Consider the following 13,177-nt stretch of genomic DNA (forward strand, 5'->3'; position numbering starts at 1 on the left):
GTTTTCCGGCTTGGTTTGAGGTAAGGGGTTTCTAGTTTTGTGATTAATTGGCGCTTCTCAATAATCAAACCCCGTTCTTGCGTGATCGGCAGTAAAGTCTAATCGATTGAATAGGGCAGTTAATGTGGTATCTCCTAACTGTCCGTATTGATTGAAAGCCTGTTCCCAGAACTTGTCTTTTGTTATTAGATCGTACTCTTCGCGACGATTAATTCTATGCGTTGTTGCCATGGTTTCCACCATATATGACATCATGGCTGCTGCGCAGTATGGGTGTTTTTTATGAAGTTCTTTCACAAATGATTTAAAGGTATCATCTGCCATTTTGTTTTTACTGAAAAGGTTGTATTTATCATCATCAAGAACTTTTAAAATGGTATAGCTATACAGGTTGATGAGATAATCATTATTCCATTTTGTCGTTCCTACTTGAATCTTTAAAAGAGTAAAAACTCTGTCTATTTGCCTGAGAGAAATGGGATAGATTTCATTAAAGGAGGACAGCAGAGGCGTGATTGTATTCTCTTCTAGCCCGTATGCTTCACACAGGTTGCTACAATAGTCTTTTTTAGAAAGTTCAGGTAGGTCGATTACAATATCAAAAAACCGTCTCAAATATCCTTCAGATTCTAGACCAGAACCATATATTGATTCAACAGCATATTTAAGCTGCCTTAGATCGACTGACAAAACAAAGACGATGTTCTCAACGTCAAAAAGGTGTTTGATCCGTTCCAGCAACTCGACCGCATAGTTTGGACGACAGCGATCAAGTTCATCGACGAAGATGATCAAAGGACCTTTCCCTTTCGTGTTTTTCTCAACAAATTGCTCTAAGGCTGATGTGAAGTTTTCTGTCGAGCTTTTTCTTTCGCTGTATTCTTCAATTTGTTTGGTGACGATCCCGGTTACCGCTTCTGAGATTTCTTCAGCGTAATCATCTGCACCACACGCTTCTGCAAGTTCTTTGAGACCTCTGCACGGCAAATCCCACACTTTTACTCTTTAACTATTTGATTTATTATGCTATTATTTCTCCATCCAAAGGAGGAAGGCATGGCTATTCGGCAGAAAGGACCTCGGTTGGGTGATTACTTCCTGGGGCACCGCAGAACCAAGACCACATTTCTGGATGAGATCAACGAACTCATCGACTGGCAGCCCATCAACGCCTTTCTGTGCAAGAAGATCAGGCGCAAGGCCAACGCCGTGGGCAATCCCGCCTATCCGCCTCTGGCGATGTTCAAGATTCTGCTCTTGCAGCGTTGGTACAACCTGAGTGATCCGGGCGTGGAGCAGGCGCTGCTCGACCGGCTCTCCTTTGTCAGATTTACCGGTTTTTCCATCGAGGACGACGTGCCGGACGAGACCACCATATGCCGTTTCCGTAACGGTTTGATCCGCCTGAAGGTGCTGGACTCCTTGCTCGACATGCTTAACCGCCAGCTTGAAGGACAAGGGCTTCTTGTCCGTGAGGGAGCCGTGGTGGACGCCTCGGTAGTCGAGTCGCAGCGGCGGCCGCGCAAGGTTATCGACGTGATGCCTGAGGACCGTTCCGAGGACGCCGAAGAACAGGATGGGCCGGTGGACTGCCGGGTCAGCTATTCGGATGACGAGGAGGCGGCCTGGCTCCGCAAGAGAAATCGGGCCTATTACGGCTACAAGCTCCATGCCGCGACGGACAGTCGAGACGGGTTTCTGCTCTGTGGTCACATCACTCCCGCGAACCATTCGGACACGGGCGAATTCGAGCGGCTCGTGAATGGCGTCGGCCTTGATCCCGGCGCACGGGTTTATGCGGACAAGGGCTATTGCAGCGGGAAGAACCGGGACATTCTGTTTGATCGCGATTTGGAGGACGGAACCATGGACAAGACGCCTCGTGGCGGCAGGCTGACAGACTTCGAAAAGACCCGCAACCGTGACATCAGCAGCATTCGGCAAATAGTCGAGCGGGCCTTCGGCACACTCAAACGTGGCTACGCATTCTTTCGGTCCCGATACGTGGGTCGTGAGAAGGTGGAGGGAGAGTTCCACATCCTCGCCATGGCGTTCAATTTGAAAAAAGCTGTTCGACTGGCGCGAGCCTGAAGGGAGAGGTGCGTCCAAAATCCGGCATTTCGGCCAGAAATGGCAGGAAAAGGCCGGGAATGAGCCCAAGCTGGGGTGCGGTCAGAACATCAAATTGGGTGCGGAGCGCAAGGCACGGACGCGAAAAGGGGATGCGCAGAGGTCTCAATTTGCATGATGTTAGAAGTTGCCGAATGGGGAAAATAAAAAGTGTCGGGAAACGTCTGTAACCGCGCACATTCGCGGACAGTCAACCGTCTTTCAAGAGAGTAGTGAAACTGCACACGGGACTTTGCGTTCGCTCTGATCGTGTATGAAGGAGAATCGGCTGGTGTGGTCTCGTCTCCCTGCCCATTTCCTTTTTTTGCTCTTGACGCTCTGAAATATTGTGACTGGTTTGGTATCGAATCGTCCGTTATCTCCTCAAGGTCTTCTATCGCCCAGCGAGTCGTCCTGTAGTGCTCCTCAGCGTGAGTCCTCTTAGGCATGACTGGGTACCCCTGCAAATCGTCTCTGACAGCGACAATGAAAAGTCTTGTTCTCCTTTGAGGAACACCATAATCGGGAGCAAAAAGAGTCCAAACCTCGACCCTGTACCCGACCGAAGATATATCCTGTTTTATCGTGTTTAGCACATCTCCTTGTTTCATATTGGCGAGACCCGGAACATTTTCACCAATGACGACAAGGGGTCTGTGAACTTCCATATACTGAATCAGTGTTTGATACAGCCTGCCTCGGGTGGATTTCAATCCATGACGTGGGCCGCACGTGGCAAAATCCTGACAAGGGAACCCCCCTATCAAAACATCGGCGGCAGGGACTTCGTTCGGGTTGTAGTTAGATAGATCCCGTACTTCGGCGTGATCGGAAATGTTCTGGACGTACGTCTGAATACACCTGTCGTCATGGTCATAAGCAGCGAGCAGTTTAAATGGAAGCTTGGGCACCTTGGTTCCCTTGTACGAAAAGCCTCCGAGAAACCCCAGATCCAGGCCTCCGCATCCACAAAAAAAAGAGACCACAGATCTTTCTCGCACAGCCGAATGCGCTTCTTTCTTTGGTCGAGTCATTGGAGGGCTTTTTTCCATTTCTATAAGCATCACTGGTTCCTGTTCATGTAAATCAACTGTTTCCATTTGCTTTATCCGCCGCACCTCCAGCCATCACCCACTCGTCGACTTCATCTTTCTTGAACTTCCAAAGACGGCCCATGCGGTGGGCGGGCATCGCATGCTTGTCGATCCAGCGGTAAATGGTGTCACTGCTGACACCGATGTACTTGCCTATCTCGTCCACTGATAACCAGCGGTCTTCTATTTCGGCCATATCTCCAGCTCCTCAAGGGCGATTGGTTTTTTGCCACGCCAGAGGCGGCAACGGGGATGCAGGGCGAAGCTTCCCCAAATTAATACGTCCTTTAATATATTTTGGCAGAGGCCGATTGTCAAACGATTTCGTCAGGATAAAGCCGCAAAGGTCTGCTCACGGACGTAACCACTCGCCGCTGGCGAATCTTTCCGCATAAGGCGGGCATGGCATCCAGTAGGTCCAGGCAGTAATCGGGGTGCGTCCGCACAGCACCGCCACCATCACCTGATGGTGCATGCTTTGCCCGTCGGGGCGAAATCCTTCCAGCCGGTCGATGGGTGGCAAGTCGCGCTGCGAATCGGTGAAGGTCACCAGCTCCCCATGGATCAGATCCCAGTCACCGGCCAGTCGGCCGAAGTGCAGCGTGCCGGTATCCTGTTGCCTGCAGGCATCATCAATATTCTTTGCTGGGACCGTAACGGGTTCTGCTTCAGGCATAAACGGCTGGGAAAACAACGCTTCACTTCGTCGGATTCCGAGGCCGAAGTCATGGAATATGGTGCACGGGAACTGAACTTGTTGTCTGAAGGTCTTGACCTTCTCTAGGCTCGCGGGCATCGAAACTGAGATATTCGACGTTGAACACTTTCGAATGAAGTTGAATCGGGCAGTGAATCTTCGCCTTGAATATTGATCTGCCTTGTTAGGACGTGGTTCTACTCTTTCCCTAGAATCCTATCCCAAGCTGCAATGTGGTATCGGAAGCCGTACTCGACCATCTCGAATCTCCTGCCCAATGTTTTGGCTGCGACCCCAAGTGTCCCGGTTCCGGAGAAGGGATCAAAGATTGTGTCGCCTTCTTTGCTCAATGAGGTAACCAGACTTTCGATTACCTCCAGTGATTTTTGTGTGGGGTGAAGTGATTTTTCGCCCTTCTTGGTTGACCACTTTTCGTCGGGGTCAGGCATTAGCCGTTCTTTCCCTGATGTTTTTCCGGAGACCACATAATTTTTGCGTTTTTCCGTGCCGAAGTATGAATCTTCTGAGCACACATGCAGTCCGAGTTCGAAGCTCTCCTGAAACATACCCTTGTTGAACCCGACCGAATCAGTTTTGCACCAAGCAAATTTGCGTAGTTTGGTAAAATAGCGAGATAGCTCCCGGTACCAGTCTCCGAATTGGAAGTCCGAGCAGAAGACAAAGACATTGCCGCTAGGCTTCAGAACGCGATGGAATTGGTAAGCCAGAACGTCGATCCGTAGCTTTTTGCAATCCCAGTCCTTGCCAGCAATACCGATCTCGTATGGTGGGTCCGTGATTATGGCCTCGTAGCGGTGTGCAGGACAATTCTCCAAAAAAAAGAATGCGTCATTATTGTGGATGTCGCCATCCTCGGACGACGAGGTTACCCCCAGATGCTCTAGTTTCCGCAAATCGATCACGAGTCACCTGCCATTGGTTTCCCATATGTTGGCTTCTGGTTCTCCAAGATGTATTGTCGCATTCGATTAAGAGACTTTGAACTCAGTCCCGGATTAAGAGCTTTGCGCCGCTTGGCTCGCTTTTCCGGTTTTGCAGTTGTGTGACAAAGGTTGGCGGTTTTGGTCATTTCCGGGTCATTCTCCAGTATGCTCATCAGAGCCCTATACGTGTCTTTGTGCATGGTGACGAGAACGATACGGGTAAACTCCGGTATAGGGAGGTCGTAGGCAAGGGAGAAGTCCAGCACCCGATCCAGTGGAATCGGAGCGTGCCCCTTCTCGATCTGGGATATGAACGAGTTGGAGACCCCCAGCTTCTGGGCCACCCACCGCAAAGGCTTGCCCTGAGTCTCCCGGACAATCTTCAGGTAAAGCCCGACTTCTTCCTTCAGCAATTGTTCCGGGGTTTTCACAGGGGTGAGGTCAACGACGTGATTTTTGGTCATAGTTAATCAACTACCTTGTTAACAGAATTAAGTAACTAGATGGTTAATCAAATTAATAAACAAGTTAATACCCAGTAGCAAGGGGTTTGTTGCTTGTTGCGGGGTGGATGCGAGAGCAAAGACCGGGGATATCCCTTGAGCCGGAGTCGAAACCGCCATCCCTCTCGCCGTCGCCTGCGTGGATGACGACGCAAGCAAAGCCGCCGGGGCAAGGCCGTCCGGCGAAGACGGACGCCCGAAGGGCTTGGCCTTGCTCCGGCGGCTGCTTGCGTCACGCTCGCGGAAAAATCGGCGGGAGGTGAAAAAATCGTCCCGCTAGAGCTTGCGCAAGGGTTGAGCGACGTCATATCGTGGGGCATATCCACCGGATAAATCGGTCACCAGAAGGAGGTGAAACGCATTGACGCGCGTCATAAGTTCGTGACGAAGTCCGAACTGATGACGCATGAAGAAGCCTTGTGCTTCAACGATCCGCGCGCCGTTTTCCAAACAAACGGCCATTTCCAAATCCTAACACGCAGGCTGTAACGCAGCACCCGCCACAGGTTGAATGACAGATATCTACGTCTGTCATTGCCGCACTTCCCCTATGGATGCCATCCAATCCGCAAGACATACGCGCTTGCGGGGCATCACCCTTTATTGACTGGTTTTTCCGGAACCTTCTTCCGAATGGGAATCGGGCATTCATTCTACCCCTGACCGGTGATGCGTGGCGGGTTTCCGCCACAGGCAGATCTTTCCAGGATAACGGGAAAAGTCAGATCTGCTTGGCCCCGGGGCGCTGCCCCGAACCTTTAACGGAAGGAGAATTCCAATGGGAAAGTCCGACAGCCTCAAGTACGGAATCAACCGGGCAACCTTGTCCGGACCGAAATCTAAACAACACCGAATCCGCCAGTCGGCCCACCATTTCGTCAAGGTCTTGCGCCAGATGAACATGGGAGCCCAAAAGTGGACCAAGGTGACCAACAAACATTTCCAGCGCGTGGCGGACGCCATGCGTGCGGATGGCTTGGGCGACGGCAGGATTGCCGAAGTCTTCAGCGCCGCGCGCCACATCTGCCGCGCTTACGAAAACGACCGCATAAGCAAAAGCAACTCGACCTTCGGGGTCAAGCGCGGGTCCATCGCTAATGCAACGTCCCGCGCGATCAGCCCGGAAGCCTTCCAAGACACCCTGACCCGCATGCGGAACGACGCGTCGTATCCGCAAGCGGGTCGGGCGGCGGTTCAGATCGAGCTGATGTATGAGCTCGGGCTGCGAAGGGAAGAGTCGGCCAAAGTTGACCTGCCCAATGATTGGGACCGGGAAAACCATAGCCTTCTCGTTCAGTACGGGACAAAGGGCGGCAGGCCTCGGACTCTGCATGGTCTGTCCCCGCAACAGGAGGCGGCTCTTGAGCGGGCTGAGGAATACGTGTCCCCCTCCAACAGGAAGGGGATCTACAACCTCATGCCCGTGGGCATGGGCGACAACTGGCTGCACCGGCTGGACTATGCGGCCAGGAAACACGGCCTTGCGGGCAAGAATGCCGGAGGAACCCTGCACGGCCTTCGGCACGAAAGGTTTCATCAAATGTATGTGAATCACGCAGGCTTTGAGCCGCCCAACCAGCACGAGAGTGTGCAGGCGTTCCAGGAGGCAGCCCAGACAACGGCCGGGGACGAATGGCCCCGGCTCGACAACGAAGCGCGAGACGCCATCGAGGAAGCGGCAGGGCATTCCCCTGGTCGCCGCGACATATCTAACGCCTATCTTGGCAGTTCCCTTTAGATAAAGCCCCGCCATTTCAGGCGGGGTTTCCTTTCGGGCGTGAGGCCTTGCTCGCGCTGGAGTGTGGCTAAAACTGTACTCGGTTACAACTGCGCGAGGAAAGGAAAAAGAAAATAGGAGGGCTGTAAAGCTACATTTGGAGCAAATTTAGTGCCTCGCCATGAAAAATGTTATGTTGGCCAAAAGAAAATACAATTAGGGGTTCATGGCCGCCACAAGCATGACGTCAGCAGGATACTTCAGCGTCACCAGCGACCGGGAAATGGAGACTTCGCCGTCCTCCAGGGGCTGGCGGAGTACTTCAAGCACAGACTTTTTGAATTCCGGCATTTCATCAAGGAACAGAACGCCGCGGTGAGCCAGTGATGTCTCACCGGGTTGCGGGTATCGACCGCCACCGATGAGTCCCACATCGGATATGGTGTGATGGGGCGTGCGGAACGGACGGTTGACCAGCAGTGCCTGATCCGAGGGGAGCAGGCCGGCCACGGAATAGATCTTGGTGACTTCCAGCGCCTCGTCGAATCGGAGGGGCGGGAGAACCGTGGGGATGCGTTTGGCGAGCATGGTCTTGCCCGATCCGGGGGGACCAATAAAAAGGAGGTTATGTGAGCCTGCCGAGGCGATTTCAATGGCGCGCTTGGCGTGCTCCTGTCCTTTGACTTCGGAAAAATCGCAGAGGAAATCCTGCCGTTCGGCCCAGAGTGTGTCGATATCCACCGAAGCCGGTTCCATGGTCTCTTCGCCCAGCAGCATTCGCACAACCTGTCCGATGGAGGACGCGCCAAGAACAGGAATCTCTTTGACCACCGCTCCCTCGCGGGCATTGGCAGCCGGAACGATGATGCCTTTGCCACCGCCCTGTCGTGCAGCCATGGCCAGCGGCAGGACGCCGGGGACCGGTTTCAGTTCTCCCGAGAGAGACAACTCTCCGGCCAGATACCAGTCGTCCAGCATCTCTTGCGGAATTAGTCCCATTCCACAGAGAATACCCATGGCAAGAGGCAGATCGTAGGCGCTCCCCTCCTTGCGCACATCTGCCGGAGCGAGATTGACCGTAATGCGGGCAGGTGGAATTTTGAAGCCACTGTTTTTAAGGGCGGAGAAAACGCGCTCCTTGGATTCCCTGACGGCACCTTCGGCCAGTCCGACCATGGTGAAAGCGGGCATTCCGGCCCGGGAGAAATCAACTTCGAGTTGGACTTTGAAGGCGTCGATGCCCATGAGGGCGGCGCAGGATACTGTGGCAATCATTCGCAATTCCTATGCGTTGCAGTTAAGGTTTTACGATATAGAACTTCGCCATACAGCTCAAGTGCAACACGGAACAAATGAATGTTCCGCTTTTTGATCTTAAGGGATGTTGTTACCCAGTATGTCGTCACGTCGCCGGAGGACTGCTCCGGGTACGATCAAGCACAGGTGAAAAATGATACGAGAATATACGAAGGAAGACCTTGAAGACATTCTGGCCATTTGGCTTGGGGCCTCGGTCAAGGCACATGATTTTGTTGATGGAGGATACTGGGAATCCCAAGTGGACAACATGCGGAATATGTACATCCCGGCATCCGAAAACTACGTTTACGAGCAGGACTCGAAAGTCGTTGGTTTCTACTCTCTCCATGAGGAAACGCTGGCGGCGATTTTCGTATCACCCGAACATCAGGGACAGGGCGTTGGGACGAGCCTGCTCAACCATGCAAAAAGCCAGAGGACGAAATTGAGCCTCTCTGTCTACAAGGAAAATCAGGCAAGCTATGCATTCTATTTGTCCCAGGGGTTTACCGTGCTCAGCGAACAGGCAGACGAGCATACAGGGCACCATGAATACACCATGTTTTTTACTTCCGAATAATTAATCCAGGGAAGTAGACCCGCTTGATACCATCGCTGATGGCAAGCCTCATTCCTTGGTGAAGGTGCGCTCTTCCCGAGCATTGTGTCCCTAACTGATTTGGGAGATAGGTGTCCTTGAGCTTTCAGAAATTTGGAATACCGACGATCAGAGAAGTGTGCTGAAAAATAATAAGATTACTCAGCAACCGATTCATAATATGGGAAATGTTTCAAATGTGGTGCATGCTCCTATTGATTGAAACCCGTTCGACTACTTGACGATCCATTGGAGAATTGGGAGAAAATACCATGACTGCTGAAAAACTGAACGCTTCACTTGGCGGATGCTCTCGATGCGAGCGAACGCCCGACCCTCTTCCTGAAAGTGGTTTCCTGTATCTGGCACCGCCCATGATCCATACAACGCGTGCGCTGATTGATGCCTTCGATCAGATGAAGCTTGCCTACGACGAGCCCTATGACGGTGTTTTTCGTGTGCGCTTCAATGAATCGGAGTTGAGCCGACTGTGCAGCGACTTTCTGGATAATGTCAGTAGTCTGGAGCGCCATGATACCAAGGCGCTGGTTCTCGGGGACAATGAGAGCCTCACGATCCATCACCTGACACGGATGGAGCCGTTGAGCGCTATCGTTGCCAAAATACAGGGTGAATGGCTGTTCGGAATGCTCGAAAACGACCGTATTTATTCCCATTTCCATCCCATTGTTGCAGCGGATAACCCGCACGATGTTTTTGCGTACGAGTGCCTTGCCAGAGCCAGCACAGAGGAAGGTGCAGTCGTGAATCCCGGTTTGATGTTTGATATTGCACGGCAGACCGACATGATGTTCTTCCTTGATCGGGCGTGCCGCCTGGCCGCCATTGAGGGATGCGTGGAGCATAATATCGACACGACCATCTTCATCAATTTTACCCCCGGAACCATCTACAAGCCAGAACACTGCCTGCAGACGACCATCGCGGCCATAGAAAAGGCCAACATCTCGCCTGAGCAGATTGTTTTTGAAGTGGTTGAGAGTGAGGAAGTCAGGGATATCGAACATCTTCTCAGTATTTTGAACTACTACAGGGAGCATGGGTTCCGTGTGGCTCTGGATGACCTGGGAGCGGGCTTCTCTTCACTGAACCTGCTGACCAAACTCCAGCCCGATTTCGTCAAATTGGACATGGAGTTGATTCGTGATGTGGACAACGATCCCTACAAGGCCGTGATTACGGAAAACCTTATCAGGATGTCCCGGCGTTTGGGGGTCAAGACCATTGCCGAGGGCGTTGAAACCGTTGGTGAGTGGCAATGGGCGCTGGATAAAGGCGCCGACTATATACAGGGTTTTCTCTTCGCCAAGCCGTCGGCGCCGCCCGAGCCGGTGAAAGTCCCCTAAGGCTATTCAAGAGAGGTTTTCCGTGGCTTTTTGGACTGAATGGAGAAGGCATCGGGGCATTTTCGGCTTCATAACCGCATAGTAGCGCAATGTTCTATTGTACCATGGGGTGCCTTGAGGTAGAGAAGGCATATCATGGAAGCACCGCGTTCACTTTTCAACTTCGGGTTTGTCACGCTGAATATCCTCGTACTCTTTGCCTTCAGCAATCTGGCGGTTTTTTTCAGTTTCTACGATTTCCTCAATCAGCTTCCCATCCCGCCGCAGTGGTATGGCCTGCTCATTGGTATTTTTTCCGCCAGTGCGTTGGTGATCAGACCGATCATCAGCGCACGGCTGGCTCCTGCCAACGCCCTGCGAGCAGTCGCATTGGGGCTGGGGCTGACTGTGGTCTCACTACTGCTTTATGACCATATCGAATCCTTGTTCCCGTTGCTTCTGCTGCGGCTTCTTCATGGAGCGGCGTACGTGACCGTCATGTCCGCTTCCGTGACCCTGCTGATGGTCTTCATGCCTTCGGATAAAAGTGGTCAGGGATTTGGCATCATCACCATCATGACCCTGCTTCCTTACGCTGTCATTCCGTATATTCTGGAAAACGGACTAGCTGCCGTGCCACAGGGAATCATCTATAGCTATACGGCATTGCTGATGGCTCCCCCGGCCTTTCTGCTCTTTCCGTTATCGAAGATTCTGCGCTCCATGGACGCCGGTCCATCGGGAGCTGCCACGGAAGCGGCAAAGGGCAGCATGTGGGACAATCTTCGCCAACCCAAAGTGCTCATGCTGCTGATCGCCAACGGTCTGGTTTTCAGTGTGTTTTCTTCCATGTTCTTTTTCCTGAAGACGTTCACCACCATGTACGGTTTTGGTGATCCCGGTCTGTTCTTCATGGCGGCCACCGGCGTGATGATCGCCACCCGGCTGTTCTTCGGTCCCCTGTTCGATCGGTTTGACAAGGGAGTGCTGGCTGCGGGCAGTCTGCTGCTGTTTGGACTGGGCGTTTTCATGATCAGCATCATGGACTCGCTGTTTGTTTTTTACGCAGCCTCTGTTGTGTATGGGGTCGGAGTCGGCTCGGCCACACCGCTCATGAACGGACTGATGTTCTCCATATCTCAACCCCGATTCCGTGGACTCAATACCAATCTGATGCTCGAAATGGTTGATGCCGGATTCTTTGTGGGGCCTGCGTTGTGCGGTCTGGCTCTGGCCGGTGGGCTTGGTCCCGGCCCGATACTCGGTGTCGGCGTTGCTGTTTTGATCATTTCCGCAACCCTCATGGGGCTGCTCAAGAACTCCAACCAGTGAATGAGGTGACAATGAACGCTCTCGACACTCCTGTCCGTTTTTTCCTGGCCCAACTGTCTCTTCCAGTGCGTAAAATCATGGTCCGCACGGCGATATCCTGCGCCGAACAGGTGGCGGAAACCCTGTCCTACGGCAAGGAAGAGACCTATAGCGTGACCTTGGCCGTGGATGAGGCTTTCTGTAATGCCGTGGACCATTTTTCGGGTGATATAAAAGGCGATGAGCGTATCCACATCGAGTTCTACGTGGAGGGCGACAGTCTGGTCATTTCCATTCGCGAGAAAGGCATTCCCTTTGACCATTCCGGTTCCGAGCGGTTCACCCCCGGTGATCCCAAAAGCGCCAACCAGCCCGGACTGGGTTCGTTGCTCATGCAAAATGCCATGGATACCGTCGAGCTTTTCGTCCATGGCAGGGAGGGCAAGGAAGTTCGGTTGACCAAGAAGATTCGCTACGGTGTTCTGCCGGAGGAGCTGGTAGACACCAAGCCTGTTGCCCGGCGTCGCAAACGGCCTACGGTCAAGGAACCGGAAATCCGCCTTGTTCGCGAGAAAGAGTTGGCAGAAGTCAGCCGCCTTGCCTGGCGCTGTTACGGCTTTACGCAGGAGGCCTTCATCTATGATCTCGAACAATTGAAAGAGAAGGTGAAGAAGGGTGAGTTCAAGTCGGTGGTGGGTGTCGATCCGGAGAGCGGGCAAATGATCGGCCACGCCGGTCTCAAGTACCATGATCCGTCTGCACTGGTTCCCGAGTTGGGGCTGGCATTTGTTGATCCGGCCTATCGGTCGCCGGGACTGCCCCTCAAGATGGCCCAGCTCCTGTTTGATATGGCGCAGGCCGAAGGCTCCAAAGGGATTTTCGATTGTTCCGTGACCACGCACACTTTCTCACAAAAGGGTATGCAGCAGATGGGATCACGCCCCTGCTGCCTGATGCTGGGCATCGCCGCCAGCGGCATGCAGGCCAAGGAGCTGGCTACGTCAAAGCAGGAAAAGGGGTCGGTCATGAACCATTACTTTGCCTTTGATCGTTCGCCTGACACGGTTTACATTCCGGCTCATCACCAGCCGATGGTGGCGGAAATCTATGATTGGATGGAGGTCCCGCGGGAGTTTGGACCGGTTGAAACACAGCCACCCACGGGTGAATCCGCTATCAGTGTCTTCCCGTTGCCCGATGAGCTGAACGTGGCCTTCATCATCGTTCATTCCATTGGAGGAGACACGGTGAAGGACGTTTCCGAAGGACTGCGCCGCTGCCGCTCCGACAGGATGGACGCGGTCTACGCATTCCTTCCGGCCGGAGATAAAGCGTGCCCGCATCTGGTGGAGGAGTGTGAGCGCATGGGGTTTTTCTTCGCCGGTATCATGCCGCACATCCATGACGGTCAGGACAGGATTCTGCTGCAGCATGTCAGTGTGCCACTGAATATGGACGCAATCCGGGTGTACGGCGACATGTCCCGTCAGCTCTTCGCCTATATCAGGCAGGAGGAGCAGCGGGTGCAAGGCGTGCGCTGATGCACACGCCTTGCGTGG

14 protein-coding genes and 1 pseudogene are annotated in these 13,177 nt (G+C 53.1%); 7 read left to right on the forward strand and 8 right to left on the reverse strand.

What is annotated here, in order from left to right; genetic code table 11:
* Window positions 1-57 precede the first annotated feature (57 nt).
* Window positions 58-996 carry a KAP family P-loop NTPase fold protein gene (locus tag DPRO_RS18150; RefSeq protein ID WP_097013346.1) on the reverse strand — a complete coding sequence of 313 codons (939 nt, stop codon included), beginning with the start codon at window positions 994-996 and terminating at the stop codon, window positions 58-60.
* 27 nt (window positions 997-1,023) lie between these two features.
* Between DPRO_RS18150 and DPRO_RS18155 the strand changes: the two genes are divergently transcribed.
* Entirely contained in the window at window positions 1,024-2,091 is a 1,068-nt protein-coding gene (locus DPRO_RS18155) for an IS5 family transposase (protein ID WP_097010253.1), read from the forward strand.
* An 89-nt stretch (window positions 2,092-2,180) separates the two neighbouring features.
* On the opposite strand, the gene DPRO_RS18160 is transcribed toward DPRO_RS18155, so the two are convergent.
* From DPRO_RS18160 to DPRO_RS20575, 3 genes are all read right to left on the reverse strand, one after another.
* Window positions 2,181-3,209, reverse strand: coding sequence for a DNA cytosine methyltransferase (locus tag DPRO_RS18160; RefSeq protein ID WP_097013347.1), 1,029 nt, complete (start codon window positions 3,207-3,209; stop codon window positions 2,181-2,183).
* Window positions 3,196-3,399, reverse strand: coding sequence for a helix-turn-helix domain-containing protein (locus DPRO_RS18165; RefSeq protein WP_097013348.1), 204 nt, complete (start codon window positions 3,397-3,399; stop codon window positions 3,196-3,198). The genes DPRO_RS18160 and DPRO_RS18165 overlap by 14 nt, the downstream gene beginning before the upstream one ends.
* Before the next feature lie 156 nt (window positions 3,400-3,555).
* A complete protein-coding gene (locus DPRO_RS20575) occupies window positions 3,556-3,753 on the reverse strand; it encodes a gamma-glutamylcyclotransferase (RefSeq protein WP_232005644.1) in 198 nt (65 codons plus the stop codon).
* Window positions 3,754-3,762: 9 nt separating this feature from the next.
* Here DPRO_RS20575 and tnpB point away from each other — a divergent pair, with 9 nt between their 5' ends.
* Window positions 3,763-3,987 carry a transposase gene (gene tnpB / locus DPRO_RS20580; protein WP_232005645.1) on the forward strand — a complete coding sequence of 75 codons (225 nt, stop codon included), beginning with the start codon at window positions 3,763-3,765 and terminating at the stop codon, window positions 3,985-3,987.
* Between the two features lie 110 nt (window positions 3,988-4,097).
* On the opposite strand, the gene DPRO_RS18175 is transcribed toward tnpB, so the two are convergent.
* From DPRO_RS18175 to DPRO_RS18185, 3 genes are all read right to left on the reverse strand, one after another.
* Window positions 4,098-4,823, reverse strand: coding sequence for a DNA-methyltransferase (locus DPRO_RS18175; protein WP_097013350.1), 726 nt, complete (start codon window positions 4,821-4,823; stop codon window positions 4,098-4,100).
* Window positions 4,820-5,308, reverse strand: a complete 489-nt coding sequence (locus DPRO_RS18180) for a helix-turn-helix domain-containing protein (RefSeq protein WP_097013351.1) — start codon at window positions 5,306-5,308, stop codon at window positions 4,820-4,822. The genes DPRO_RS18175 and DPRO_RS18180 overlap by 4 nt, the downstream gene beginning before the upstream one ends.
* A gap of 315 nt (window positions 5,309-5,623) precedes the next feature.
* On the reverse strand, window positions 5,624-5,809 hold the full coding sequence (locus tag DPRO_RS18185; RefSeq protein WP_097013352.1) for a hypothetical protein: 186 nt from the start codon (window positions 5,807-5,809) through the stop codon (window positions 5,624-5,626).
* Window positions 5,810-6,125: 316 nt separating this feature from the next.
* Between DPRO_RS18185 and DPRO_RS18190 the strand changes: the two genes are divergently transcribed.
* Complete coding sequence (locus DPRO_RS18190) at window positions 6,126-7,085, forward strand: site-specific integrase (protein ID WP_097013353.1); 960 nt, start codon at window positions 6,126-6,128, stop codon at window positions 7,083-7,085.
* Window positions 7,086-7,283: 198 nt separating this feature from the next.
* Here DPRO_RS18190 and DPRO_RS18195 read toward each other — a convergent pair.
* Window positions 7,284-8,339: pseudogene (locus DPRO_RS18195) on the reverse strand (YifB family Mg chelatase-like AAA ATPase); the annotation flags it as partial.
* A gap of 175 nt (window positions 8,340-8,514) precedes the next feature.
* Between DPRO_RS18195 and DPRO_RS18200 the strand changes: the two are divergent.
* From DPRO_RS18200 to DPRO_RS18215, 4 genes are all read left to right on the forward strand, one after another.
* A complete protein-coding gene (locus tag DPRO_RS18200; RefSeq protein ID WP_097013354.1) occupies window positions 8,515-8,943 on the forward strand; it encodes an N-acetyltransferase in 429 nt (142 codons plus the stop codon).
* Window positions 8,944-9,233: 290 nt separating this feature from the next.
* Complete coding sequence (locus DPRO_RS18205; protein WP_097013355.1) at window positions 9,234-10,328, forward strand: EAL domain-containing protein; 1,095 nt, start codon at window positions 9,234-9,236, stop codon at window positions 10,326-10,328.
* Window positions 10,329-10,463: 135 nt separating this feature from the next.
* Entirely contained in the window at window positions 10,464-11,639 is a 1,176-nt protein-coding gene (locus tag DPRO_RS18210) for an MFS transporter (protein ID WP_097013356.1), read from the forward strand.
* An 11-nt stretch (window positions 11,640-11,650) separates the two neighbouring features.
* Complete coding sequence (locus DPRO_RS18215; protein ID WP_097013357.1) at window positions 11,651-13,159, forward strand: ATP-binding protein; 1,509 nt, start codon at window positions 11,651-11,653, stop codon at window positions 13,157-13,159.
* Window positions 13,160-13,177: the final 18 nt, after the last annotated feature.

The sequence above is a fragment of the Pseudodesulfovibrio profundus genome, from assembly GCF_900217235.1.
GTDB lineage: Bacteria > Desulfobacterota > Desulfovibrionia > Desulfovibrionales > Desulfovibrionaceae > Pseudodesulfovibrio > Pseudodesulfovibrio profundus.